This is a genomic window from Mesobacillus sp. (genome assembly GCF_057785455.1).
The window spans coordinates 19,597-44,961 of sequence record NZ_JBYNSB010000004.1; the positions used below are offsets into that span (position 1 = coordinate 19,597).

The window sequence follows — 25,365 nt, forward strand, 5'->3', positions numbered from 1 at the left end:
TTTTTAACGGTAGTATGCCCCCACGAAACACATTGAATTTGAAGCAAATAAAATTTCGCCTCGATTTCAGTTCTTCTCCCAAAAAAAGCACAAAAAACCCCGGTTTCTTTATAAACCGGGGTTTGCTTTATCTATTATCTTGGTGAGCGGGATTTAAAGCCGCCTTCTCTGCTGCCGCCGCCGCCTGTGCGTTTTGTTCCAGAGCGTGGCTTGTAAGGCTTCTTGTTACGTCCATCTCCGCCTCTGTTATCGTATCTTCTGCGATCTTGAGGCTTTTTGTCCCTTCTGTTCGGAAGAGGCTTTTCCTCAGTAAGCTTGACTGGAGTCGTATCCGGCTCTTTAGTCAGCATCTTCAATACGGAAGCAACAACAGTTTGTGCGTCGTGGCCTCTCAACAGCTCATCTGCTGCCTGACGATAGTATTGAAGGTTGTTTGACTCGATCGTTTGCGTAATCTTTTCGATTACTGCTCTTTGCTGGCCTTCCAATGCTTCGTCAAGAGTTGGAGCGTTCATCTTTTCCATGCGCTTCTTCGTTGTTTTTTCAACTACGTGAAGGTAAGATGTTTCTCTGTGTGTTACAAAAGTGATCGCCATACCTTCTTTACCTGCACGGCCAGTACGTCCGATACGGTGTACATAGCTCTCAGGATCCTGAGGAATGTCAAAGTTATAAACGTGAGTAACACCTGAGATATCAAGGCCGCGAGCTGCAACATCAGTCGCAACAAGTACGTCGATTGAACCTTCCTTGAACTTTCTTAGAACAGACATACGCTTCGCCTGTGTAAGGTCTCCGTGGATTCCTTCAGCAGTATAGCCGCGCAGGTTCAATGCTTCAGAAAGCTCATCTACGCGACGCTTTGTACGCCCGAAGATGATTGCCAGTTCTGGTGATTGGATGTCAAGAAGTCTTGTAAGAACGTCGAACTTGTTCTTTTCCTGAACTTCGACATAGTATTGCTCAATCAATGGAACGGTCATTTCTTTCGCTTTTACGCGGACGATTTGAGGCTCTTTCATGAAGCGCTCAGCAATTTTCTGGATCGGTCCAGGCATAGTTGCTGAGAACAGCAATGTTTGGCGCTCGTTAGGGATTTTAGCAAGGATTTCTTCGATATCCTCGATGAATCCCATGTTCAGCATTTCATCTGCTTCGTCAAGGATCACTGTTTCAACATTATCCAGACGGATTGTTTTTCTGTTGATGTGGTCAAGAAGACGTCCTGGTGTTCCGACGATGATATGTGGACCCTTTTTCAACGCACGGATTTGGCGGTTGATGTCCTGTCCTCCGTAAATAGCCAGTACGCCAACTCTCTTGCCTGCACCGATTTTATATAATTCTTCAGAAACCTGGATCGCCAATTCACGAGTCGGCGCGATGATGATTCCCTGGATATTGTGGTTTTCCTTTTTGATCTTTTCAACTAACGGAATACCGAAAGCTGCAGTCTTACCAGTACCTGTCTGTGCCTGGCCGATCAAATCTTTATTTTGAAGGCTGATAGGAATTGTTTGTGCCTGGATAGGAGTTGCTTCCTCAAAACCCATATTCTTAACAGCTTTTAACGTTGCTGGGCTGATGCCCATGTCTTGGAACATTGTCAACTTTGCTCATTCTCCTTTATGTTCACGATTTACTTTTGTCCAGTTTCGGCAACTTGAAGATTCAAACTCGAATCCATGCCCTGGGTGAGTTCTAACATGCAAATCTATATAGTCGCCTGAACTTTTCGTTTTATTTTAAGTGGCTGTTTAAGGATCCAAACCATTTCTGATTCTGGTTAGTGTATTGTACCTTTACGGCAAAATAGGTGCTCGCACCTTGGTTTTTAAGCAGGGCTGAATCAGCGCAATTGCTCTGCTGAAGCACAGAACCTGAAATATTAGCAAAAAAAGACATCTCCAGCACGGGAGTATGTCCGCTTAAAGGATTTTCTCACATAGACACTCAATATTCATTATACCATCTTCAGGCAGGAAAAGCAATTTTTGCACTATTTGCTCAGCTTTTGATCTCTGTTTCTTGCCGTTCAGCTAAAAAAGTATAAACTTCCTCAAAAAGCTGTTCTTTCTCATCACAATGGCAGATCAGATGTTTGGAATTTTTGTAAAATAACAGCCGTTTTTCATTCGCGCCAATATGATCATATAAATATCGGGCACTTTTCGGAGGGACGATGCCGTCACTTTCTCCCTGGGCAATCAGAGTTGGAACCTTCACATCATTGAGAATAGGCTTGATTGTGTTTACGAGCCTGCGAAACTGCAGGGTAGCGGTCATGGGGGTTTCCTTGATTTTCCGTTTGTAGCGCACAAATAATTCGTTTTCCTTCAGCTTTCCTCTTACCGTGTCCCTCACCATTTCCTTCACATCAGCCGCAAGCTGCTTCGGATTCACATAATAGGCAGCCGCGCTAAGCAGGACGAGCTTCTCCACAGGATACTTGGAAGCAAGATAGCTCGCGATCATTCCTCCCATTGAAAAGCCGACGATATAGACGGTTTCGCATTCTTCGAGAAGTACCTTCAGCTCTTTCTCGGCATGGCCAATCCACTCATTGTATTGGATTCCTTTTAAACTGAGCTCATCGCCATGGCCGGGAAGGGTGGGAACAACGATTTTCCAGTCGGTTCTTGCTTTTAATGACTGGGCAAGGGGCTCGACCTCAAAAGGTGACCCAGTAAATCCATGTATTAAAAGACAGCCTATCATAACCAATCACCCATTAGTTTTTCTCGTATTTAATCTTTCCCCATTTTAATTCATTTAACCCTGTAAATCCTAGAATAAAGTCTCAGCAAAAATAGAGAAGGATGCCCCCGTAACAGGACATCCCTCCTCTTATTTTTGCAGTGCCTGCACAACTTCTTCCAGCTTCATGCCGCGCGAGGCTTTTACAAGGACGATTGTATCCCCTGTCACATGCTTTTTCAGTTCATTGCTCAGTTCTTGTTTATCCTGGTAGGCAAACACCTTTTCTTCGCCGAGCACCTCTCTGGCACCCTTCGCAAGTGATTCACTCAGCTTGCCGTATGTGAACACATAGTCGATTTTGGCACAATCGAGTGATGTACCCACCTTGTAATGGTACTCCTCTTCCAGCGGCCCCAGCTCAAGCATATCGCCAAGAACAAGGATTTTGCGGCTGTAACCGGAAAGATTCGCGACCAGATCAATTGCTGCATTCATGGAAGTCGGGCTCGCGTTGTAGGCATCATTGATGATTTTTTCGCCGCTCGCTCCTTCCGAAAGCTCCATGCGCATATTCGTCAGCTTCAGGCCAGCGAACCCATCATTCATTTTTTTAAACGGAACACCAAGGAAATCGGCCGCAAGCATTGCTGCCAGTGCATTTAAAATATTGTGGTTGCCAAGCACAGGAAGTTCAAAAGTTTCTTCAGCAAGATTCGTTTTAAATCGGTTGCCGTTTTCCATCGCTTCAATGCTTACTGGATAAAAATCATTATCACCGCTGGCACCAAAAGTCTTCAGATTGCCTGTACCGTCATAATTTTCCAGTCTTTCCTGTAAGAGAGGCTCGTCACCGTTAAAAATGATCAGGCCATTGTCGCGAAGGCCGCGGATGATTTCCAGCTTCGCATCCGCAATTGCCTCACGTGAGCCAAGATCAAGAAGATGTGATTCGCCGATATTCGTAATGATGACCGCATCCGGGCGGCCCATTTCAGTCAAAAATTCAATCTCGCCTTTGCTGCTCATGCCCATTTCAAGAACGGCCACCTCTGTATCCTCTCGCAGGCGAAGCAGTGTCAGCGGCAAACCAAGATGGTTATTGAAATTCCCCTCGGTTTTTTGAACCTTATATTTCTGCGCCAGCAGGCTGGCAGTCATGTCCTTCGTTGTTGTTTTTCCATTGCTGCCGGTAATCCCGACAACTTTAATATTTAGTGAATTGCGATAGCTCCTTGCCATCTCCTGCAGGGCGACTGTTGTATCCTCCACAACGATGATTGGCAAATCTTCCGGCGGGTCAGGAACATCCTTTTGCCACAGAGCAGCAGATGCACCGCCATTCCTGATCGCATCCTCAACAAACTTATGGCCATCCGTTCTCTCCCCTTTAAAAGGAATGAACAGATTGCCCTCCTCAATTTTCCTTGTATCAATCGTCACGCCTTTAACGGCAACATCACCGAACCGGCTTACATCGTTTAAAGCGCCAGCCATTTTGGCGATTTCTGATAAAGATTTCTGGATCATGCTAAATACCTCCGTATGACAGCTGACATGAAGGAACACGGGCTAGCTTGTTTGTTAGCGCCGTGTTTCCCTTCAATGCAGATTACTTATAACTGCCTGCTCATTTATATACGTTCACATTTATAAAAGTAATTATTCTAGCTGAATTAAAACGTGTATTTAATCTTCTGCTTTTCAGCATGGCGTTCGATTGCAAGATTCACTAATTTTTCAATCAGCTGAGGGTATTCCACTCCAGTGTGCTTCCATAATAATGGGAACATGCTGAATGGTGTGAAGCCAGGCATCGTGTTGACCTCGTTGATCAGCAGCTGACCGTCTTTAGTCAGGAAGAAGTCGGCGCGGACAAGTCCCGAGCAGTCAAGTGCCTTGAATGCTGTAACAGCCATTTCTTTTAAATCAGCATATTCTTGTTCAGAGATTTCAGCTGGGATGATCATGGCTGTGTCGCCATCTTCGTATTTAGCCTTATAGTCATAGAAATCCTTCTTCGGAACGATTTCACCGACAACAGAGCATTCAGGCTCATCGTTGCCAAGCACACCGATTTCGATTTCACGCGCAACGACACCCTGTTCGATGATGATCTTGCGGTCGAATTGGAATGCCTCCTTGAAGGCTGCCTCCAGCTCTGCTTTGTTGGAAGCTTTGCTGATGCCTACACTTGAACCAAGGTTCGCGGGCTTAACAAAGCAAGGATAGCCAAGTTTTTCTTCAACCAGGCTGTATACCTTTTCCTGGTCCTTTTCCCATTCACTGCGAAGCGATGAAACATAATCTACCTGTGGCAGGCCTGCCTGGGCAAAAATATTTTTCATCAGGACTTTATCCATCCCCGCTGCTGACGCAAGGACACCATTGCCCACATATGGCAGGTTCAATAATTCCAGCAGTCCCTGAACAGTACCGTCCTCGCCATTCGGACCGTGAAGCAATGGGAAAATGACATCAAGCGTCTGGCCAGATTCGGCTCCGCCAGCCTGAAATAATGCCGGAGTGAATGAAGCTGAAGGCAGGTTGGAATCATCTGAGAACTCAAGCGCTTTTACCGTTTCAGCCGGAGCACTCAATTGAGGACCCTTGACCCACTCACCTTCCTCCGTTATGTAAATGGGAAAGATCTCGAATTTATCAAAATCCAAAGCCTTTGTAACAGCCAGCGCTGTCTGCATGGATACTTTATGTTCAGCCGATTTGCCGCCGTAAAGCAGCCCGATTCTTGTTTTCATAAAAAAAGACCTCCAATATGTTCACTTATCAATTAAGCTGATCATTCATTTCGAGTGTCCGGCCAGATTTTAACCAGAGGCTGGCCAGCGCACTTCCGCTTCTTATTTTACCACTATATATTTTAAGAAGGTAAATGTTATCAACTTTTAATATTTGCTATATCCAGCCAGCCGTTTCCGGTTTCGAATTGAGCATCTTCCTGACATACTATTTCCTTTTTTGACTCTGCGAAACCTCATGTTCCATTTTTGCAGATGAAAATTGAGAACAATAGGTTAATACCCATTCTTCCTAAAATTACGATATGAACGAAGAAAGGATTTTGTGAATGACAATCAGGTTAACAGCAGGCATGGCCGTGCGGTTACCGGTGAAGGACTTCGGAGTACTATCAGACAGTTTTCAAGGATGCGCAGCGGATTCTGTCTGAATGGGAGCTGGATTCGGACAGTTTCTCATAGCCAGCTGCGGATTCTGTCCGAATGGGAGGTGGATTCGGACAGTTTCTCATGGCCAGCTGCGGATTCTGTCTGAATGGATGCCTCATTCGGACAGTTTCTCATGGCCAGCTGCGGATTCTGTCCGAATGGGAGTGGATTCGGACAGTTTCTCATGGCCAGCTGCGGATTCTGTCTGAATGGGAGCTGGATTCGGACAGTTTCTCATGGCCAGCTGCGGATTCTGTCTGAATGGGGGATGGATTCGGACAGTTTCTCATGGCCAGCTGCGGATTCTGTCCGAATGGGTCTAAACTGCTGCCACTTCTTTTTGAATTGTTCTAATGAAGCAAAACCCGCCATCTAATCTGAGGCGGGCTGTTAATCTTTATTTAACAATAAGCACAGGGGCTTTCACTCGTTTCGCGATCTTGTGGCTGACACTTCCAAGCACCATTTCCTGCAGGCCATTCAGGCCCCGGCTGCCAACAATTACTATATCGAATTCATTTTTGTTTGCATAATCAACGATTGCCGGACCTGGTTCGCCCAGCAGCTTTTGGAGCTTGAAGTTTATATTTTCACTGTTGAACAGACTCGTAACGGGATGAAGCCGGAGCTTTCTTTTTTCCTCGACTGCAGACGGATCCGGATTGTGGAGGACATCCTCCTTCGACTTAGCTCCATCAATGACATATACCACCGTGATTTCGCTTTCCCCGGCAAGCTTTGCAAGCTCTGCTGCTTTTTTGGCCGCGCGTACGGAATGGTCAGAGCCATCTGCGGCGAGTAATATCTTCTCGAACATTTCTTTCTCCCCCTGCCTCTTAATCTATTAATTTATATATAAAAGAAAGCACGCTGAATAGTCAACGTGCTTTTCCAAATTTTATAAATTAATGGCCTGATAGCTTTGCGCCTTCCTGCTTGTGGACAGCCAGCTTATCGATCAGATGTGAGCTTGGCTCGTTCAAGCCATGCAAACGAACAACCGTTCCGCTCTCTCTCAGCTTAATGACGATTTTATCGATAGCCGCAACAGCTGAATCATCCCAAACATGTGCATGAGTGAGGTCAATCACGACTTCCTTTGCTGTTTCCTTCAGGTCAAATGCTTCAATCAAATCCGTAACAGAGGCGAAGAATACTTGTCCCGTCACAAAGTAAGTGCGTCGATCAGCAGCAACATCGAAAGTAGATGTAATCTTTACTTTTGAAATTTTGGCTACAAAGAAAATCGCACTCAGGATGATACCTGCAAATACACCCTTAGAAAGGTCATGTGTAAATACAGTAGTAACCGTTGTTACGACCATTACAATTGAGTCTGTAACAGGTGTTTTTGCCAGTCCTTTGATTGAGGACCAGTCGAATGTTCCAATTGATACCATGAACATGACGCCAACAAGAGCTGCCATCGGAATCTGGACGACAACATTGCCTAAAACAAGAATCAGGAACATCAGGAAGACACCAGCTACAAGAGCAGACAATCTTCCTCGGCCGCCCGATTTCACATTGATAACGGACTGTCCGATCATTGCACAGCCTGCCATGCCGCCGAATAATCCGGCTACAATATTGGCAATTCCCTGGCCGCGGCTTTCTTTGTTTTTATCACTCGGAGTATCTGTCATATCATCAACGATTGAAGCTGTCAGCAAGGATTCAAGCAGGCCGACAATTGCAAGCGCTAATGAGTATGGGAAGATAATTTTTAACGTTTCAAGATTGAAAGGAATATCTGGAATTAAGAATGCTGGCAGTGCCGAAGTAAGTGACCCCATATCGCCAACAGTCTTAACATCACTCTTCGTAAAAATTGCAATCACTGTAATGACAATGATGGCGACAAGCGGTGAAGGCACCGCCTTAGTAATGCGCGGGAACAGATAGATAATAGCCAGTGCTCCTGCCACCATCGCATACATAACCCAAGTCGCTCCTGCAAATTGCTCTAGCTGCGCCATAAAAATCAGGATTGCCAACGCATTGACGAAACCAATCATTACTGAGCGAGGGATGAATTTCATAAACCTCGCCAATTTAAGCACACCAAACAGAATTTGCAGAATTCCAGTTAAAATCGTAGCAGCCATTAAATATTGCAAACCATGGTCGGCAACAAGCGTTACCATCAACAGGGCCATCGCCCCAGTTGCAGCAGAAATCATGCCAGGACGGCCGCCTACAAACGCGATTGTCACAGCAATCGCGAATGACGCGTAAAGTCCTACCATTGGGTCAACACCAGCAATAATCGAAAACGCGATCGCTTCAGGAATCAACGCCAGTGCAACGACGATTCCTGCAAGGATATCTCCTTTGATATTGCCAAACCATTGTTCTTTTATTGTATTAATATTCAAATAAACACCCCTTAATATTTTTTGTGGCTTCCTACTCTCAAGCAAGCCGGGTCCGATAAAAACAGGATTTATCATAACATATTCAGGAGAAACGGCAACCCCAATTGTAAGCGCTATAATAAACTGTTTTCTTCTTTTTTCGACGTCTATCTTCGTTTTTCATGTCCATATAGTAAAAACCTTAAAATGTAAAATTCCACATCCTTCCGGTTTCCCACAAGCTTTTTTGGGTGGTCATTTGATATGATGTTTTGGGAGGTAGAGATCATGAATACATCAAGTTCATCCGCACCATTTAAAACAAATTTTTATTATGGCTGGGTCGTAGTCTTCATTGCAGGTCTTGGCGTTTTCTTTTCAGGGCCCGGACAAACGTACTCAGTATCCGTGTTTATTGACTCTTACATAAAGGATTTTGGATGGAGCCGCTCTCATGTTTCTGCAGTTTACTCGCTGGCAACGCTTGCTGCGGGAATCTGTATGTTTTTCATAGGTAGATTTGTCGATAAATTAGGGCAGAGGAAGATGTCGGTCATTGTCGGAACAGGATTGGCATTGGCCTGTTTTTGGAATAGCCTGGTTGTAAATACAGCCATGCTCTTCATTGGCTTTTTCCTGATCAGGATCCTCGGCCAGGGGTCGATGAGCCTGATTCCCAATACTCTTGTGCCGCAATGGTTCATTACTAAGAGAGGCAAGGCAATGAGTTTTATGGCCATTGGCGGCTTTGCAAGCTCTGCAGCCCTTCCGCCGATTAATGCGTGGCTCGTTTCTCAATGGGGCTGGAGCTTTTCCTGGAAGGTCTGGGGGGTCCTGCTGCTGGCTATATACGTACCACTCGCCTATCTGCTGATCAGGAACAAACCGGAGAATATCGGTGAGCAGCCGGACGGCATGAAAGTGGACCTGAAAAATGGTGCTGTGGAGCAGCAAATCAGCCCGGCAGACAAAGAAGTGAACTGGACAGTCCAGGAGGCAGTAAAGACCCGTGCCTATTGGCTTCTGCTGCTGTGCGTCGGCATACCGGCGCTGGTAAACACAGGATTGACCTTTCACCTTATCTCCATTTTCAAGACGAATGGAATCTCTCCTGGGATAGCCGCACTCGTTTTAAGTTTAATGGCTTTGATTGGTTTTCCAGTTACCTTAATCGCCGGCCCAATCCTTGACCGTGTGAAAGTCCAATATGTGCTCGCTGCAATTTTTGCCGGGGAGATTGTGTTTATCCTTGTGCTTCTGGCTGCGCATCAGACAGTCACTGCGATTGTCTTTGGCGTCTTGTGGGGAATCAGCGGAGGCTTTGAACGGATCGCCCTCAATTATGTCTGGCCAAGCTTTTTCGGAAGGAAGGCCCTTGGCAGCATCAAAGGCTCTGCCATGACAGTGACCGTCCTTGGTTCAGCGCTTGGCCCTCTTCCATTTGGGCTTGCGTTTGACCTGTTTGGAGGCTATGAACAAATCCTTCTTTTGACTATTATCCTTCCGCTGCTGGGAATCACCGCCTCCCTGCTGGCGAAAAAGCCTATGAAGGCTGTCCATGAATAGAAAAGAGTCCTGCAATCAATTTGCAGGACTCTTCTTTAGCCAATCGGCGTACAAATCTCTATATAATGCCCATCCGGGTCAGCAGCATAAGCAACTACCTGGCCCCATGGCTTTTCAGTCGGCTCCAGTAAGATAGGGGCGCCGGCATCCCGCAATTTTTCTACGGCTCCTTTCACATCCTCCGTCACGAAACCAAGCTCAAATGTCTGTTCCTTTCTTGCTCCATCAGGAATCGGAAGCGTGGTGATCTCGCGCCCGCTCTCTCTCGTGTTAAAAGAAAGCACCGTGTTGCCTGTTTCATACTCAATATAAGTGCCGAATTCATTTCGCAGCTTCAAACCTAACAGTTTTCCGTAAAAATGCTTTGTTTTTTCCAAATTGTCTACATATAAAATGACATATCCCAGTTTTAAATCCATTTTTATCACCTCATGCACATACATTCGTGATTGAAGCGTGGATTCCTTCAAACAAAACGAAGTTGTTTTAGTTTTATAAAATCCTTTATTGGCGCTTTTCACAATGCGACCAAAAAAGTGTCCCAATTATGGAGACACTTTTCGCAAATTTTTTTATTTTTCAATTTCAAGTTGGGAGCGGCGGTATTTAAATATAGCCTCTTTCGTACAAGAGTAAATGCCTTCGCTGATCAACTTCCCAAGCGGCGTAGCCGTTCCGGCATAGGCAATGAACTCGCCTAGCTGTGTTGCGGCGATGCATATACTGTCTGTTGATATGCCTGACGTACGGCCCGCGGAATCCGCTGCATCCAATTCCTGCAGGACATTGATTTTCGCTTCCGCTGCCGTCATTGCACTTTGGATGAATGCTTCCTCCGAAATCCTGCCATTGATAAACAGCCAGGTGTTGATATTTCTGGGAAGACCGCGCTGGGTACTCCCGGCCGATACCATCACAAAAATGGAATGCCCGCCCCCTTCAAAAAGCTTAAAAGAGGTATTTTCTGCAGGAACGGCGGTCATCATCCCAACCGTTTCACTCGGAAGATAGCCGTTTGCCTTAAGATACTCAATCATCTCAGCCTTGTGGTCGCTGCAGTCATATTCAGGCGGCACAATCCGGTGCACAAAAGAGCTATTCCAGCCAATCCCCGCCCCCGTGATGCCAGATGACATGGTACGGAGCGGAATTGGGGATTGCAAAACGATCCGTTCTTCTCCAATATCGAGGTATCTTGAATCAATTTCAACAAAAAGATTTTCTTCACCGCTATTGTCCGGCACTAGCAAAAGCTGGGGCTTGGCGATTTCCGGATGCGGATGGTTTTTAATCTCTGTTTTATAGACCTTTTTGACCCGCTCTTCCTTCAACACCTCTGGAGGCGAATCGACAATTAAGATATGCCCATTCTCCATCAACAGCAGGCGATCGCAATACAGTGATGCAAGGTTCAAATCATGAAAAATGGACACCACGGTCAGTTCTTCCTCAAATGCCCATTTTTTTAGCAGATCGAGCAATTCCTTTTGAAAAGAAAGATCAAGGTGATTAGTCGGCTCATCCAGCAGCAAAATTTTCGGCTGCTGCGCCAGCGCCTGGGCTAGAAAGACACGCTGTTTCTCACCGCCGGAAAGCTCAACGATCGATTTTTCCTGGAGGCGGGTGATTCCTGTCTGCTCCATCACCCGCTGGACAATTTCCTCATTCTCACTGCTCCAGCTGTTCAGCCAGCCTTTTTGGTGAGCGTATCTGCCGAGTGAGACAGTTTCTTTTACCGTATATGGAAAAGCCTGATCGCCATGCTGTGGCAGGACCGCCATCAGTCTGGCAAGCTCCTTCGAAGAATAGCCAGCCAGAGGCCTGCCATCAAGCTGGATGCTGCCGGTGCTCGCTTTCAACGCACCTGAGATCATTTTTAACAAGGTGGTCTTGCCGCTTCCGTTCGGCCCCAGGATGCCAAACAGCTCACCTTTTTCCACTGCAAATGAGAGATCCTTCAGGACTTCCCCGCCTGCATATCCGCCAGTCAGCTTGTTCACTTTTATCATCAGCCAGCACTTCTTTCCTTGCGATTTCTCACTAAAATCAGCGCAAATACCGGTGCGCCGATTAATGCGGTTATGACTCCAATTGGCAGCTCAGATGGGGCGATAATGGTCCTTGAGACAAGATCGGCGAGAATAAGGAAGCCGGCGCCGATGAGGATCGAAAGCGGCAGCAAATGCCGGTGGTCTGGTCCCCACAATGTTCTTGTCATATGGGGAATCACCAATCCGACAAACCCGATCGTACCGGATACAGCTACCGCCGACCCTGTCAACAGCGAGCCGGAAAGCAGGATCCACAGCTTCCTTTTTTCAACATTTACTCCGAGATGCTGCGCCCGTTCCTCGCCAAAGGACATGGCGTTCAATTCTCTTGTGTTGGCCAGCAAAATGACCATCCCGATGATAAAGAAAGGGAGGATGATTTTTATGTAGGCCCAGCCACGCATCGACACACTTCCGAGCAGCCAGCCGATAATCTGCCTCAACTCCTCGCCGGAAAGGGCGATCATCAGCGAAATGAACGCTCCAAGAAAGGAACTAAGGATGATCCCGGTAAGTATAATTGTCTCTACTCTCAGCAGACGGTCCACTCTGCGCGCAAAAAATAACACAAACAGTACCGTCGCGAATGCGAACAAAATGCTCAGCACCGGCAAGGTGAATCCCTGAATAAAAGGCAGGCTTATCCCGAAAAACAGGGTCAGGACTGCACCGATTGAAGCCCCGGATGAAATCCCGAGTGTATAGGGATCGGCCAGCGGATTCCTTAACAGCCCCTGGAAAGCGGCTCCTGCGATAGCAAGAGACGCTCCGACAAGGCCCGCAAGCAAAACGCGCGGCAGCCTGATTTCCATTACAATGCTTGTATGCATAGGGTCGATTCCCTGTCCCTGAAAGCGGAAAATCTCAGCACCAATGATTTGAATGATAGCGGGTACAGGAATGGAAACTGATCCAATCGAAATGCCAAGCAGCATCGATGCAATCAAAAATACAATCGCTACAGCGTATGCTGTACCTTTATTATTTAAAAATGTCCGGGTAAATGGCTTTTGCAAGCTCCTCTGCTCCTTCAGCCAGCCTTGGGCCAGAACGGGTCACGAGGTCTGAATGGACATCGAATACCTGCTTGTCCTTGACGGCTTTCACATTATTCCAGCCCTGTCTGCCAAGCACCTGCTCAACAGGCTTTTCTGAATAATATCCGTAGGTTGTGACGACAACATCCGGATTGCGCTCGACAATGGCTTCCTGGTCGATCTTTGGCCAGCCTTCCATATCACCAATCGCATTTTCAGCACCGATCAGCTCCAGCATTTCATTTATAAAGGTATTCTTTCCGGCAGCATAGATTTCCGGTGCTGGGGAAACCTCGACAAATACGCTCTTTTTCTGGTCTTCTTTGATGCTTTCTGCCTGTTTCTCCAGTTTCGCGAATCTTTCCTTCATCTCATCGACTAGCTCTGTCGCTTTTTCCTGCTCGCCAATCGCTTTCCCGATCATTTCAATTGACTCATATACTGAATCTAAGGACTGGGCGTCATTCACGACGACAACCTGGATTCCTGCATCCTTAATCTGCTGCAGGCCATCTTTCACGCTATCAGCTGTTGACTCATGCGCTAAAACCAAATCCGGCTTGAGCGAAATCATTTTTTCTATATTGAACTCAATGCCGCCGATTTTTTCCTTCGACATCGCTTCCTCAGGGTAATTATCAAAATCTGTGACTCCAACAATCGCTTCACCATCGCCAAGAGCATAGACAACCTCAGTATTGCTCGGAATTAAAGAGATAATTTTCTCCGGCTTTTCTTCGATAACAACATCTTCATCTAAAGCATCCTTCACAGTCACAGGGAAATCCGACTTCTGCTCCTCTTGTGCTGGATCAGCCTGCTGTTTTTCAGGCTGATCGGACTGTCCGCAGCCGCCCAACACCATAACTGCCATCAGCATTGCTAATAATATTGCATACCATTTTTTCATTTACTTCTCCTCCAATTTTCGTCTCTTTTCATTTAAGATGTGCAAAAGGTGCAATCCGAATCGAAAAGAGTAAATAAAAAACATCTCCACCTGATGGGGAGATGTCCGAGTAAGCAAATTTCTTTTTACACAATAAAAAGTCATAAAGCCTGCCGGCACCTCCCTATCCTCGTAGGTTTGTGTGGTGCAATGAACAGGCAGGTCTCCTGGCTCATGGTCATCGCTTGCTGCGCCTTCCCATACAAAGTACAGTGGCTCTGTGCAGCTTGCTACCATTTACAGTGGCGGGACCGCGTTGGATTTTCACCAACTTCCCTATTAAGTCTTGTGAAGAAAGACACCTTTTCATTTAGTATGTAATTTTCCGCTATTATCAATTATACATGATCCGCGGAAAAAAGCTTCTAAAATATGCGGCTTTTAATAGACAAATTGAGCTATTGAGCGTGAAGGCTCCATTCCTTCAGCTTCTTATCAAAGATCAATCTGCCGTCAGGATTGATCCGGCTTGCCTCTTTAAATTCATCATACATATCATCCATACTGGCAAAATCACCAATGACCCAAATCGGGATTTCGATTCGATTTCGATTCTGCTGGATGTTTTTCAAGGAAAAGACTGCCCCTTCCTTAATGGCTGGAGTCAGCGATTTGAGAATCTCCTTGCTCACAGAAGGATAAAGCTTCTTTTTCCTGATTCCCAGCAATGTCTTTTCTGGCTTCAGCTCGCCAAGCTTCCCGGCCAGGACACTTCCAAGCATCCGGAAAAAGTCATTAAAGTTGCGATAATATGTCTTATTGAACCAGCCATCCTCATGGGCGAGGTAGGCGAACCGGTTTCCCAGCTGATTATAGAATGGGAGCTTAAGATGGTGCTTGATGTGGCCCAAATAAAGGAGCTCAGCAATTTCCTGGCCGCTGAGGACATTCAACCCTTCGATTTCTTCAAAATCAATCCAGCAAAAATCGCCGAATGAATGGACATTCTCGACCATCAGCTTATCTACGCTGTCAGCTGGAACATATTCGAACAGAGTGTGCCTGTTGAATTCCCCATCTTCATAGCGATGCCTTAGCAGCAGCAAATGATTGAGTGAATCAGATAAGGAGCGCGCAAATTCAAAAAACTCAATTCCATATGAAAGAACATACTGGTCCCGGTCGTTCAGATGGACATAAATCAAATCCCGGTTATATGGATGATGCTTCTTCAAGGGACAAAACCTCCCGGACAAATTCTTTGCAGTGAACCGAAAACAGCCATATGTAAATCACAAACCCGAAAGCCGTCGCGGACGGATTCCCCTTCGACTTCCGGAGTCTCTTCCGAACAGATAACGCTCTTTCCATTCTATCAAAAAACAAAGAAAATATCTTATATCGGCACTCTAAATTTTTGGGATCAAACACTAACATATATTGGTAATCATCCGGAGATGCCTGAGTGTTCAGCAATAGCTGATTCTGCCGAAAAATGTCCAGTCAGCTTCATTATTTTGTCCTGACGGGCAACTTACACCTTGCGAGAATCGTCTATTATTTCTGGAAAGTTTAAGGATAAAATTTCTTCTCTATCATAAAATTGTAAAATACAATAAAATAAAAGGCATTTGGACAGGGTGTTATGGAATGGATGGAAAGAAAAATGACCGGTTTGATTGGACCTTGACGCTGATACTGTTTTTATTTTTCCTGACCAGCAGCGCTGCGATTTACAGTGCACAAACAACTGGGCAGTACAGCGAAAATTTCATGTTCAAGCAAGCATTCTGGTATGTCGTCGGTGCCGGAATCATTGCTGTTGTGGTGAGATTCGACAGCGACCAGATCCGAAAGCTATCCTGGTATTTGTACGGATTCGGCATCTTGCTTCTAATCGGGCTCTACCTCGCCCCTTCGAGCATCGCCCCACACATTAATAATGCGAAAAGCTGGTTTGTCATCGGACCGATCGGCTCAATCCAGCCATCTGAATTCATGAAAGTCTTTCTGATCATTGCCCTCAGCAATGCGATCTTTTATCATCATGAAAAATATGAACGAAAGACACTGCAGACGGATATGATTTTATTCATTAAATTGGGAGTGATTACCGCACTGCCGCTTGGATTGATCATGCTCCAGCCCGACCTTGGGACTGCGCTTGTCATCCTTGCGATTTTTACCGGGCTGATTCTTGCCTCGGGCATCACCTGGAAAATCATCCTACCCCTGTATGGCGGAGGGGCATCACTCGGTGCCGGAATCCTGTATCTAGTAATCTGGAAACCTGAGATTCTCAAACAATATTTAAAAGTGAAGACCTATCAGTTCGGACGGATTTATGCCTGGATCGATCCTGAGAGCTACCAGAGTGAATATGGCTACCATCTCGTCAAATCGCTGAAGGCCATTGGCTCAGGGATGCTGACCGGAAAAGGCTTCAGCGAAAGGGAAGTTTATATCCCGGAAAGCCATACCGATTTTATCTTTAGTGTGATCGGCGAGGAGTACGGTTTTGTGGGAGGCAGCTTTGTCATCGGACTTTATTTTGTGCTGATCTACCATCTGATCAAAATGGCTTTGGATACGAATGACCCATTCAACACGTATATCTGTGCTGGGGTCATCAGCATGATCACCTTCCATGTATTCCAGAACATCGGGATGACCATCCAGCTGCTGCCGATTACAGGGATCCCGCTCCCGTTCATCAGCTACGGGGGCAGCTCGCTTATGGGCAATATGCTTGCGATGGGACTGATCTATAGCATCCGCTTCCACCATAAAACCTATATGTTTTCTTCATCCTAGTATTCAATAAAGGAGATTTCCATGGAACTTGTCAGCAACTATCGCAAGAACGATTCTTTAAGGAACAGCTTTTTCAGGCTGGCCGCTGCTACCTTTGGCCTGGATTTCAGGACCTGGCATGAAAATGGCTGTTGGGGAGACCGCTATATGCCTTATTCATTCGCAACTGGAACCGAAATCATCGCTAATGTCTCAGTCAACAGGCTGGATTTCATCATCGAAGGCAAAAGCTATCGGGCTTTGCAAATCGGGACAGTGATGACACATCCGGATTACCGGAACCAGGGCCTTTCGGCGAGGCTGATGAATCATGTGCTGGAAGAGTTTAAAGGCCAGTATGACTTTATGTATCTGTTCGCCAATGAAAATGTCCTCGAGTTTTATCCGCGCTTTGGTTTTGAGCTTGCGGCGGAAACCCAATATTCAGTAAAGCATCCTTCACAGCCTGCTGCCGAAAGCCTGCGAAAACTGGATATCAGCTCAAAAGAGGATCTTAAGCTGATTGAAGGAATAGTAGCGGGCCGAGTACCGGTTTCCCAGAAATTCAGCACTGCGAATTCAGGCGGCATAACGATGTACCATATGCTAAATGTTTTCAATGAGCATCTCCATTACTCGGAAGACCAGAATGCAGTCATCATTGCATCAAAAGAAGAGGATACGATACACCTGTATGATGTACTCAGCCCCCATAAGGTCGAAATAAGAAGGATTCTTGATGAACTCTCCGATTCTCAAACAAACGAAATCATCTTCCACTTCACGCCGGACGAAGCTGAACTGGAGTTCACCCGCCAGCCTTACAGCAGAGACGGCGCGCTTTTTGTTAAAACAACGGGGAAGAATGTATTTCCGCAATGGGCCAGGCATCCGGTCACATCAGAGGCTTAAACTGAAAGAAGGCTGAGGTTATCCTCAGCCTTCTTTCGCTTCTCGCTTCGCATTTTTGATTTTTACAATAGAACGGAAAAAGAAATAGACGATGAAGACAGCCATAATCGAGAGCCCGGTCTTATTGAGATGGAACAGCTTCAGGACCGCGCCTGCAAGCGTTGCGATATAGAGCATCCCGAGCAGTCCATTCATTTCCCTATTCTCAAAGAAGCTGGTCAGCTGCGCGCCAAATTGGGAACCGATCAGCCCGCCTGCAATCAGCATCAAGCCAATGAAATAATCGATATCCGTGTTGATCGCATAAGAGACGAAACCGACGCTGACAATCAGCAAAACAGAAAACAAACTGGTTCCGACAGCCTTCCTTGGATTAAAGCCAAGGATCGTAATAATCAGCGGGACAATGACGAAGCCGCCGCCCACCCCAAGTGAAGACGAAACAAAACCGCCAGCAAAACCGACAGCCATGAGCTTTGGCACTGAAAAGACATGCGGCGCTTCGCTGCCTTCGTCCTTCTTTTTCCCCTGGCGGATCATGCTGAAGGCAAAATAGGCAAGCAGCAGGATATAGAGCGATGGAATGACGATTTCATCCCAGCCCCTGGATTCGAGAAAATAAACGAGCGGCCTCGCCAGCTGGGTTGCGGCAATCCCGCTCAACCCCATGATGAGGCCCTCTTTCCAGAGGATATTTTTGAGCCTGATATGGGCGGTGATGCCTGAGAGCGAAGTCCCGACCGTAAAAAACAGGCTGGTCGTGATCGCCTCAAGCGGCGAGAAGCCAATCAGCAGCAGGATCGGTGTCAGGATGAAACCGCCGCCGACACCAAAGAATCCGGATAAAACACTGATTACTCCTCCAAGAAGCAGGAACATGATATAAATCATATACAACATCCTTATAATAAAAGTCCTTCACTTAGAATACCACTTCCCTTCAATAATTGGCTCTTCATGATTCAAAAATGATATACTTCTAACTATATTAACTTAAAGGAGAAACTGCTTAATGTCTGAAATGATCCATACATTCGAAGAATGGCTGCTGGAATTTGGTTCCTGGGGATTGTTCATCCTGTCCTTTTTCGAATCCTCGTTTTTCCCGATTCCACCTGATGTGCTAATGATCCCGATGGGGATCGCAAATCCGGATCGAGCACTATGGTATGCGTTTATCACTACAGCCGGCTCTGTACTCGGCGCCATGCTTGGGTGGTACATTGGCAAAAAAGTTGGCAGGCCGATTCTGAGATATTTCATAAAAGAAGATAAGATTGCAAAAGTAGAACAGCTTTTTGAGAGATATGGCGCAATGGCCATCTTAATCGCCGGCTTCACTCCTATCCCATATAAAGTTTTCACGATATTTTCAGGGATTTCCAAGGTAAGGATTCCTACCCTGGTCATTTGGTCGATCATCGGAAGGGGAGCACGATTTTTCCTGGAAGCTGCCATTATCATTGCACTTGGCGACAAAGCGATGCCGTTCATCGAGGAAAATTTCGCGCTGCTGACTGCAGGTGTAGGCGGCCTGGTCATCGTAGGCTATCTAATCTATCTGTTTGTCCGCAAATCAAAAAAGGCATAACCACCAAAAACCGGATTCCGAAAATGGAGTCCGGTTTTTTTATTTGACTCTACTCGTTCCACTACAATCAACAGAGGCCAATCCCAAGATTGTGCCACGCTTTGTTTATTCAACTTCTATTTGGGTAGATTAAAGTAAGCTTGCTTGCTAACTAAGGTCATTTACTAAAATAAGGAGTGATAGATTTGTATAATAATTTTTATAACGGCTGGGACGGCATTCTTGGCAAATTGCCGAATGTGCTGATTGCGCTCGCAGTCCTGCTTGTAGGCTGGCTTGTGGCCAAACTGATTGAAAAAGCAGTTTACAAGGCTTTGCAGAAAACGACTCTGGATAACAAGCTTTTCTCAAACACGAATAATCGGAAGTATTCAGCAGAGAAAATCCTCAGTAAAATCGTCTATATTTTAATTCTTGTTTTTGTCTTCATCATGTTCCTAAACATCCTGGATTTATATATCCTGACTGAACCGCTTGTTGGCATGATTTCTACGATCACTTCAGCGATTCCAAATATTTTAAAAGCAGGACTTATTCTATTATTTGCCTGGCTGATTGCTTCAGGCCTGAAATTCCTGATTCAAAAGGGCGGCAAAACTTTAGGTGTCCATGAAAAATTAAGCAAGTACAAGCTGACGGATGATAATCAGCAAACCACGAATGTGGTTGACAAGGTCGCAAATGTCGTGTTCTATCTTGTATTATTGATGGCATTGCCAGCTGTTCTTTCAGCACTTAATCTTGGCGGCGTTTCTGAGCCATTCGAAAACATGATTCAGGGCATCCTGTCTTTCATCCCTAAATTATTCGCAGCAGCCCTGATTCTATTAGTTGGTTATTTTGTTGCGAAAATCGTCCGCGATATCCTGACGAACTTCCTGCAAAGCATTGGCACTGAAAATCTGGTCAAACGCTTCGGCCTTTCCCGTTTATTTGAAGGCACAAGCCTTTCACGCGTGATTGGAACGATTGCCTTTGTCTTCATCCTGATCCCGACTGTAATCGCAGCGCTAGAGCGCCTTGATATCGAAGGTATCTCCACACCAGCAATTGCTATGCTGAATGACATCCTGACGATGATTCCGAATATCGCAGTCGCAATTGTGCTAGTATTGATCGGGCTATGGATTGGCAAATGGCTGAAGAAATTCACTACGGATCTATTAAGACGTATCGGATTTGATTCTTATTTTAAAGGCATGGGTGTAGGTGCAGCTGCAAAGCGCCCGAACTCATTAAGCTTTTCTGAAATCGTCGGCTATATCGTCCAGGTTTTCGTCGTACTGCTGTTTGTCGCGGAAGCACTCAATGTGGTTAAGCTGGACTTCTTCGTCGATCTTGCAAGAGCGGTCATCGCTTATATCCCGAATGTAGTTGCAGCACTCGTAATCCTTGGTGTCGGCCTATGGCTAGGCAGCCTCGCGAAGAAAGTCCTTGGCAGCATCCTGCAGGGCGAATCTTCTAACGTGCTTGCTACAATCGCCAAGTATGCGATCATTGTCATTGCTGTATTCATGGCATTGGATCAGCTAGGAGTAGCACCGGCCATCGTAAATGCAGCGTTCATCCTGACTCTTGGCGGATTGGCACTGGCATTTGGCTTGGCTTTCGGTCTTGGCGGCAAGAACTTCGCGGCAAAATACCTGGCCAAGTTCGATGATAAAATTGAAAAAACGAGCATCAATAAATCAGCGGTCGAGCAGCAGAAACTGAAAAACAACAACCATTTAAATCCTTCCACACCGCCAAACCTTAGCAACCTTAACCAGACAGGGCCAAACAACCCTCTGGATTTGAATAATGATAACAATCCATTGAATCCGTAATAAACAAAACACAGCTGCCTTTTAGGACAGCTGTGTTTCTTTATGTATTTAACTGAAATTATCAATGAAAAAAATGACCAGAAATACTATGAAGGCATAAAAACTAAGATGCAATAGCACGGTAGTGAAAAAGTCCTTCAGTTTTTCAAATGAAATCGGCTCGCTCTTCCTCGTTCTTGCTCTCATAGCCATTCTATCCCCCTAAGAAAATATAACCAATACATCCATAACTTTGAAAATATCATAGCATATTATGCTGGTTTTGTATTTGTCTTTTGGAAAATAATAGAGTGTATTCAGGAAATGTTGAATTTTAAATCGGCATTAGCCGATAACAGAGGAACTTTATCGATCACAGTAAGAATAAGAGCGTGATAATGGAGGAATAAGGAATTCAAGTTCCAGCATGAAACACATTCAGCAAGTGGAAAAATTTACAAACTCTCAGGCAGACAACCTATTGCAATAACAGTCTGAAGAGTTTTGTGAGCATTTTTGAGAATTGCTGGTTTAACAGACAACTGACAACTTCAATATTTACACTAAAATGAACCGTCAGATACCTGTCGGTTCACTTTGGAATAGTACATTTGTTTATTAGATTATTTTACATTGGCGGTATGTGCGAATCATGAGCATTTTGACTTTGATTGATAACTTCTCCCATTTTCTCAGATTGCATATTATCATCCGGCAGACTCATTCCAGACTTCTTTTCAAAATAAAGCGCAACACCACTAACAATAACGACTGGTATTCAGTAAATATAACCAAATCATAAAACACCTCCTTTGATAAGCTACACACTTTATTTTCATAATATTCTTATTATCTAATACGTTTCTCCGCCGGAAATGTTTCAACTATTTATTTATTGCAAACATTCTAGACAACAACATGCCATCTCCACCAGGCAAATCGATAAAACTATGCGGCCAGGAATTTTCCAGGAACTCCACTTGTAAACCACCCTCCTTAAAAGAAAAGAACCCTCCTGAAAGAGGGTCCCTGCTATTATCTCTGTCCATAGCTTTCAAACTTCTTTGCGAGCACAAGCATTTCTTCTTCTGATAGCATGGTTGGCTCGCCAATTGCTTTTGCCTGGTAATAAATCTGGGCGCTGAACTCGATTTCCTCCGCCACGGTAAAGGCGGTGTCGATATTATGCGCTCCGGCAATCAGGCCGTGATTTGCCAATAGTACCGCACGTCTGTCGATCATCCCTTCAAATGCCTTTTCAGCAAGCTCCTTCGTCCCGAATGTTGCATAAGGAGCACAGCGGACATTCGGACCGGCAAACGCCACCAAATAGGTTATCGGCGGGATGTCCCACCCCAGTGTCGCGATCGTCTTCGCGTAAGGAGAGTGAGTGTGCACCAATGCATTAAGATCATCACGGCGCTGGTAGAAAATCAGGTGCATGTCCAGTTCGCTCGACGGCTTCCTGCTTCCCTCCACCACCTCACCCTTAAGATTGATAATTACTACGTCCTCTGGCTTCGTCTCGAAATAATCGATTCCGCTCGGGCTGATGGCAACCAGCTCTTTTTCACGATTGAAAATGCTGATATTGCCGCCAGTGCCCTTGGTCAGCCCGCTTGTAATGATTTTTTTGCCATACTCTACAACCTTCATCCGTTCTTCTAGAAGTAACATGGCCTAAAGCCTCACTTTCTAAATCTAGATTAGGAACGTCTTATTATTGCACATTATGGCTTAAAGCTGCATCCTTTATTACACTTAAAAATTCCTCGCCGGTTTTAAAAGCCGATGCATTGATAATGAATTGCTTTGCCGCAGTCAGGCAGATACGTTCTGCTTTTACACGCTGCTGCTCATTCTCTATCGTTGTAAGATCTTTCACCTTCGCTAAACCGGCAATGCGGCGGATCATTTCCATACCAGTGACAGAAGCCGTATCCTTCAGCACAGAGTCCAAGTACCAGCGGTCGAATCCAGGCTCCTTCGCCATAATATCCGTAACGTTTTCCTTCCAGCTGGCCAGGAACTTCTCAGCGAATAGATCCACAGTGTCTGTAATTGTTTTTTCAAGCCACACTATATAGTCCTGGCTGGAATTCAGGACCTGGGCCCTTGACCAGGCAAACATCAGGTTTGCAACCACGTTGCCGATATCGTAGCCCATCGGACCATAGAAGGCGAATTCCGGATCGATCACTTTTGTTGAATCTTCTTTTACAAAAACTGAACCTGAATGAAGGTCACCATGGATCAGTGCCTGCGCATTTGTCATGAATGCAAACTTCAGCTTCGCTGCCTCGAAGCGCAAAGCGTCATCAGCGTAGATATTTTGCTCAATCCATTCCTTGTTGGCTGGGAACAGGTCATTGCGGCTGTTATGGTCTGTGAAAGGTTCAGAGTATACGAGGTCCTCGGAAATTTCACACAATTCAGGATTGATGTAATCCTGGACCAACGCCTTCTTTTCCTTATGCTCCATCACCACATCTGAAGTCAGAAGGAGTGTATTGACTATGAAGGTGCTCAGGTCGTCCGCAAGCTTTGGAAAAATGCGCCCCTCATTTAATGCTGTCCGCAGGATTGTATGGTCAGACAAATCCTCCATCACACAGCAGTTCATCACATCATCAAACAAATAGACCTCTGGAACAAGGCCAGGCGCCAGTTCCCCTTCAAGCTTCAGGACATTCGATTCGATCCGGATGCGATTCGTTGACAGCTTGAATTCATCTGAAATCCTCGCAGTATCCCCGGCTTGTTTAACAATCAGTGATTTGCCTGACTCCTCATCCACAATACGGAAAACATAATTTAAATTGCCATCGCCAATTTCAGCGCAAGTTATTTTTTCAGAACCAGCAAAAACATCCATTTTCGCCTTAACATATCGAATTACATCCTCGGCGTTCATTAAAAAGTAGGAATTAAACTCAGTCATGATTTTGTTGCCCCTTTCCCGCAAAACAATTATAGAAATCTTTTAAAAATTATTATAGCTTATGTTTATCTTTAGGGGCACTAAAAATATTTGAATGCCAGACTACAATCGTTTCTGGGTTCTTTTCCCGAGTGTCCTTAAGAAACTTAGAATATCGTTTACGCATCAGTAAAGTCTCAGAATCTAAAGAGACTAACAAGCAGCAAGAACTAGTTTTTAACCGCAAGCAGAAAAAAAGGGCGGAGAGATTTCCGCCTTTCTTTTTCATTCGCATGGCAGCTGGATGGTGAAAGTAGTCCCCTTGCCTTCTTCGCTCTCTACTGAAATCTTGCCTCTCATCCTCTGGACAATATCATATGAGATCATCATTCCGAGTCCTGTTCCTTTTTCCTTGGTCGAATAATAAGGATTACCCAGTCGTTCAAGCTGTTCCTTGTTCATCCCGACTCCTTCATCCCGGATTTGGACTTTCACAAAGCTTTTATCGGCCTTGGCGATGATGTAAATGCTTCCGCCGCCCGGCATGGCCTCGATGCCGTTTTTGATGATATTAAGGAACACCTGCCTGATTTCATGCGCATCCGCTTTGATCCACAGATCCTTTTGTATTCCCTCTACCAGCTCTGTGTTGGCGAGATGGGAATAGGAACGCATGAAGTCGATGATTTCCCGCAGCAGCGCACTAAGGTTCAACTTTGCCATGCTTCCGGTATTCGGCTTGGCAAGCGACAGGAAGTTATCGATAATGGTCTGGGTGCGATCCAGCTCCTGAAGGGATATGGAAATGAACAGGTTCTGGTCGGAGCTTAAATTCCTTTCCCCTTGCAGCACCTGCATGAAGCCTCTTATTGTGGTCATAGGATTGCGGATTTCATGCGCCACCGATGCAGCCAGCTGGCTGATTGCTGAAAACTTCTCTGCCTTATGAAGCTCATGCATCATTTTAAGCTGGAAGTTGGTCATTTCAATGATATATATGGTCATTGTCAGGGCGATGAATGAGACTAGCGAAAAAACGAGTAAATAGAGATACTCATCCTGATTGCCTGAATTAATCATGGCAGCAAGTCTCGTTGAGGTAATCAAGGTGTAGACAAAAAGTCCAAGGACGATCTTCTTTCTGATCGTTCCTTTCTGGTATATTTTTTCGATTGCAAAAAACAGAGTGATAATTATTCCATAATTGACAGCCGCAATTAAAACACCATCGGCTTTGACCAAGAAATGCAGAATCAGCATAAACCCTACAAGCAAAAAACTATCGGCTTTGCTTAAATAGAAAAATGCGATGAAAATCGGAATCAGCTTCAGGTCAAATTGCATCCCGCCGTCAAATCGCACAGGAAAAATCATTGTCAATAGCATAGCAGCAACAATCGATGCTTTAAAAACCTGCTGCTGATAGATATACCGCTTGTGCATTGTCAGGAAGTTGTATGTAAAGCCTAGTGATAATATGATTGAAAAGTGAAGGATTAAATCTTTCAGGAACTCTACCATTAACGATCCCCCAGGGATGGCCAGAATGTAAATATATG

At 45.4% G+C, this 25,365-nt stretch carries 21 protein-coding genes and 1 riboswitch; of the genes, 5 read left to right on the top strand and 16 right to left on the bottom strand.

Translation table 11 applies throughout. The features are described 5' to 3' along the window. Positions 1–134: 134 nt before the first annotated feature. From cshA to AC3EBE_RS01645, 6 genes are all read right to left on the bottom strand, one after another. Positions 135–1,610: a degradosome RNA helicase CshA gene (gene cshA / locus AC3EBE_RS01620; protein WP_488593284.1), complete on the bottom strand. Its 1,476-nt coding sequence runs from the start codon at positions 1,608–1,610 to the stop codon at positions 135–137. Positions 1,611–2,007: 397 nt separating this feature from the next. Further along, positions 2,008–2,718: an alpha/beta hydrolase gene (locus tag AC3EBE_RS01625; protein WP_488593285.1), complete on the bottom strand. Its 711-nt coding sequence runs from the start codon at positions 2,716–2,718 to the stop codon at positions 2,008–2,010. Between the two features lie 129 nt (positions 2,719–2,847). Next, positions 2,848–4,227: a UDP-N-acetylmuramoyl-tripeptide--D-alanyl-D-alanine ligase gene (locus AC3EBE_RS01630; RefSeq protein ID WP_488593286.1), complete on the bottom strand. Its 1,380-nt coding sequence runs from the start codon at positions 4,225–4,227 to the stop codon at positions 2,848–2,850. 146 nt (positions 4,228–4,373) lie between these two features. Then, the gene (locus tag AC3EBE_RS01635) at positions 4,374–5,456 is read right to left on the bottom strand and encodes a D-alanine--D-alanine ligase (RefSeq protein WP_488593287.1); all 1,083 of its coding nucleotides are present in this window, start codon (positions 5,454–5,456) and stop codon (positions 4,374–4,376) included. Positions 5,457–6,282: 826 nt separating this feature from the next. Then, on the bottom strand, positions 6,283–6,702 hold the full coding sequence (locus AC3EBE_RS01640; protein ID WP_488593288.1) for a universal stress protein: 420 nt from the start codon (positions 6,700–6,702) through the stop codon (positions 6,283–6,285). Between the two features lie 88 nt (positions 6,703–6,790). After that, positions 6,791–8,263 (bottom strand): SulP family inorganic anion transporter, encoded by a 1,473-nt coding sequence (locus AC3EBE_RS01645; RefSeq protein WP_488593289.1) that lies wholly within the window; start codon positions 8,261–8,263, stop codon positions 6,791–6,793. 267 nt (positions 8,264–8,530) lie between these two features. Between AC3EBE_RS01645 and AC3EBE_RS01650 the strand changes: the two genes are divergently transcribed. Next, positions 8,531–9,808, top strand: a complete 1,278-nt coding sequence (locus AC3EBE_RS01650; protein ID WP_488593290.1) for an MFS transporter — start codon at positions 8,531–8,533, stop codon at positions 9,806–9,808. A 35-nt stretch (positions 9,809–9,843) separates the two neighbouring features. Here the strand turns inward: AC3EBE_RS01650 and AC3EBE_RS01655 are convergent, their stop codons facing one another. The 5 genes from AC3EBE_RS01655 to AC3EBE_RS01675 form a co-directional block, all read right to left on the bottom strand. Next, entirely contained in the window at positions 9,844–10,227 is a 384-nt protein-coding gene (locus AC3EBE_RS01655; protein WP_488593291.1) for a VOC family protein, read from the bottom strand. Positions 10,228–10,380: 153 nt separating this feature from the next. Continuing rightward, positions 10,381–11,817 (bottom strand): heme ABC transporter ATP-binding protein, encoded by a 1,437-nt coding sequence (locus AC3EBE_RS01660; RefSeq protein WP_488593292.1) that lies wholly within the window; start codon positions 11,815–11,817, stop codon positions 10,381–10,383. After that, the gene (locus AC3EBE_RS01665) at positions 11,817–12,875 is read right to left on the bottom strand and encodes a FecCD family ABC transporter permease (RefSeq protein ID WP_488593293.1); all 1,059 of its coding nucleotides are present in this window, start codon (positions 12,873–12,875) and stop codon (positions 11,817–11,819) included. The genes AC3EBE_RS01660 and AC3EBE_RS01665 overlap by 1 nt, the downstream gene beginning before the upstream one ends. After that, on the bottom strand, positions 12,841–13,806 hold the full coding sequence (locus tag AC3EBE_RS01670) for an ABC transporter substrate-binding protein (protein WP_488593294.1): 966 nt from the start codon (positions 13,804–13,806) through the stop codon (positions 12,841–12,843). The genes AC3EBE_RS01665 and AC3EBE_RS01670 overlap by 35 nt, the downstream gene beginning before the upstream one ends. Positions 13,807–13,985: 179 nt before the next feature. After that, positions 13,986–14,166, bottom strand: a riboswitch (cobalamin riboswitch). Between the two features lie 77 nt (positions 14,167–14,243). Beyond that, positions 14,244–15,020: a hypothetical protein gene (locus AC3EBE_RS01675; protein ID WP_488593295.1), complete on the bottom strand. Its 777-nt coding sequence runs from the start codon at positions 15,018–15,020 to the stop codon at positions 14,244–14,246. A gap of 415 nt (positions 15,021–15,435) precedes the next feature. Here AC3EBE_RS01675 and AC3EBE_RS01680 point away from each other — a divergent pair, with 415 nt between their 5' ends. Then, on the top strand, positions 15,436–16,599 hold the full coding sequence (locus tag AC3EBE_RS01680; protein WP_488593296.1) for an FtsW/RodA/SpoVE family cell cycle protein: 1,164 nt from the start codon (positions 15,436–15,438) through the stop codon (positions 16,597–16,599). Positions 16,600–16,620: 21 nt separating this feature from the next. Next, positions 16,621–17,490, top strand: coding sequence for a GNAT family N-acetyltransferase (locus AC3EBE_RS01685; RefSeq protein ID WP_488593297.1), 870 nt, complete (start codon positions 16,621–16,623; stop codon positions 17,488–17,490). A 24-nt stretch (positions 17,491–17,514) separates the two neighbouring features. On the opposite strand, the gene AC3EBE_RS01690 is transcribed toward AC3EBE_RS01685, so the two are convergent. Then, entirely contained in the window at positions 17,515–18,381 is an 867-nt protein-coding gene (locus AC3EBE_RS01690) for a sulfite exporter TauE/SafE family protein (RefSeq protein WP_488593298.1), read from the bottom strand. A 121-nt stretch (positions 18,382–18,502) separates the two neighbouring features. Between AC3EBE_RS01690 and AC3EBE_RS01695 the strand changes: the two genes are divergently transcribed. Both AC3EBE_RS01695 and AC3EBE_RS01700 read left to right on the top strand, forming a co-directional pair. Continuing rightward, entirely contained in the window at positions 18,503–19,081 is a 579-nt protein-coding gene (locus AC3EBE_RS01695; RefSeq protein WP_488593299.1) for a YqaA family protein, read from the top strand. Positions 19,082–19,266: 185 nt separating this feature from the next. After that, positions 19,267–20,907, top strand: a complete 1,641-nt coding sequence (locus AC3EBE_RS01700; RefSeq protein WP_488593300.1) for a mechanosensitive ion channel — start codon at positions 19,267–19,269, stop codon at positions 20,905–20,907. Between the two features lie 48 nt (positions 20,908–20,955). On the opposite strand, the gene AC3EBE_RS01705 is transcribed toward AC3EBE_RS01700, so the two are convergent. The 4 genes from AC3EBE_RS01705 to AC3EBE_RS01720 all read right to left on the bottom strand — a co-directional run bounded on the left by AC3EBE_RS01705 (position 20,956) and on the right by AC3EBE_RS01720 (position 25,327). Further along, on the bottom strand, positions 20,956–21,099 hold the full coding sequence (locus AC3EBE_RS01705; protein ID WP_488593301.1) for a hypothetical protein: 144 nt from the start codon (positions 21,097–21,099) through the stop codon (positions 20,956–20,958). A gap of 822 nt (positions 21,100–21,921) precedes the next feature. Then, positions 21,922–22,563, bottom strand: a complete 642-nt coding sequence (locus tag AC3EBE_RS01710) for an L-fuculose-phosphate aldolase (protein ID WP_488593302.1) — start codon at positions 22,561–22,563, stop codon at positions 21,922–21,924. A gap of 43 nt (positions 22,564–22,606) precedes the next feature. Then, positions 22,607–23,827: an S-methyl-5-thioribose kinase gene (gene mtnK / locus AC3EBE_RS01715; RefSeq protein WP_488593303.1), complete on the bottom strand. Its 1,221-nt coding sequence runs from the start codon at positions 23,825–23,827 to the stop codon at positions 22,607–22,609. Positions 23,828–24,091: 264 nt separating this feature from the next. After that, positions 24,092–25,327 carry an ATP-binding protein gene (locus tag AC3EBE_RS01720; RefSeq protein WP_488593304.1) on the bottom strand — a complete coding sequence of 412 codons (1,236 nt, stop codon included), beginning with the start codon at positions 25,325–25,327 and terminating at the stop codon, positions 24,092–24,094. Between the last annotated feature and the right edge of the window lie 38 nt (positions 25,328–25,365).

Bases quoted from the DNA above. Each gene is read 5' to 3' on its own strand.
- AC3EBE_RS01680 (WP_488593296.1), top strand. From the start codon at position 15,436: ATGGATGGAAAGAAAAATGACCGGTTTGATTGGACCTTGACGCTGATA.
- AC3EBE_RS01625 (WP_488593285.1), bottom strand. From the start codon at position 2,718: ATGATAGGCTGTCTTTTAATACATGGATTTACTGGGTCACCTTTTGAG.
- AC3EBE_RS01705 (WP_488593301.1), bottom strand. From the start codon at position 21,099: ATGGCTATGAGAGCAAGAACGAGGAAGAGCGAGCCGATTTCATTTGAA.
- AC3EBE_RS01710 (WP_488593302.1), bottom strand. From the start codon at position 22,563: ATGTTACTTCTAGAAGAACGGATGAAGGTTGTAGAGTATGGCAAAAAA.
- mtnK (WP_488593303.1), bottom strand. From the start codon at position 23,827: ATGACTGAGTTTAATTCCTACTTTTTAATGAACGCCGAGGATGTAATT.
- AC3EBE_RS01660 (WP_488593292.1), bottom strand. From the start codon at position 11,817: ATGATAAAAGTGAACAAGCTGACTGGCGGATATGCAGGCGGGGAAGTC.
- AC3EBE_RS01685 (WP_488593297.1), top strand. From the start codon at position 16,621: ATGGAACTTGTCAGCAACTATCGCAAGAACGATTCTTTAAGGAACAGC.
- AC3EBE_RS01630 (WP_488593286.1), bottom strand. From the start codon at position 4,227: ATGATCCAGAAATCTTTATCAGAAATCGCCAAAATGGCTGGCGCTTTA.
- AC3EBE_RS01635 (WP_488593287.1), bottom strand. From the start codon at position 5,456: ATGAAAACAAGAATCGGGCTGCTTTACGGCGGCAAATCGGCTGAACAT.
- AC3EBE_RS01640 (WP_488593288.1), bottom strand. From the start codon at position 6,702: ATGTTCGAGAAGATATTACTCGCCGCAGATGGCTCTGACCATTCCGTA.
- AC3EBE_RS01670 (WP_488593294.1), bottom strand. From the start codon at position 13,806: ATGAAAAAATGGTATGCAATATTATTAGCAATGCTGATGGCAGTTATG.
- AC3EBE_RS01655 (WP_488593291.1), bottom strand. From the start codon at position 10,227: ATGGATTTAAAACTGGGATATGTCATTTTATATGTAGACAATTTGGAA.
- AC3EBE_RS01690 (WP_488593298.1), bottom strand. From the start codon at position 18,381: ATGATTTATATCATGTTCCTGCTTCTTGGAGGAGTAATCAGTGTTTTA.
- AC3EBE_RS01650 (WP_488593290.1), top strand. From the start codon at position 8,531: ATGAATACATCAAGTTCATCCGCACCATTTAAAACAAATTTTTATTAT.
- AC3EBE_RS01720 (WP_488593304.1), bottom strand. From the start codon at position 25,327: ATGGTAGAGTTCCTGAAAGATTTAATCCTTCACTTTTCAATCATATTA.
- AC3EBE_RS01695 (WP_488593299.1), top strand. From the start codon at position 18,503: ATGTCTGAAATGATCCATACATTCGAAGAATGGCTGCTGGAATTTGGT.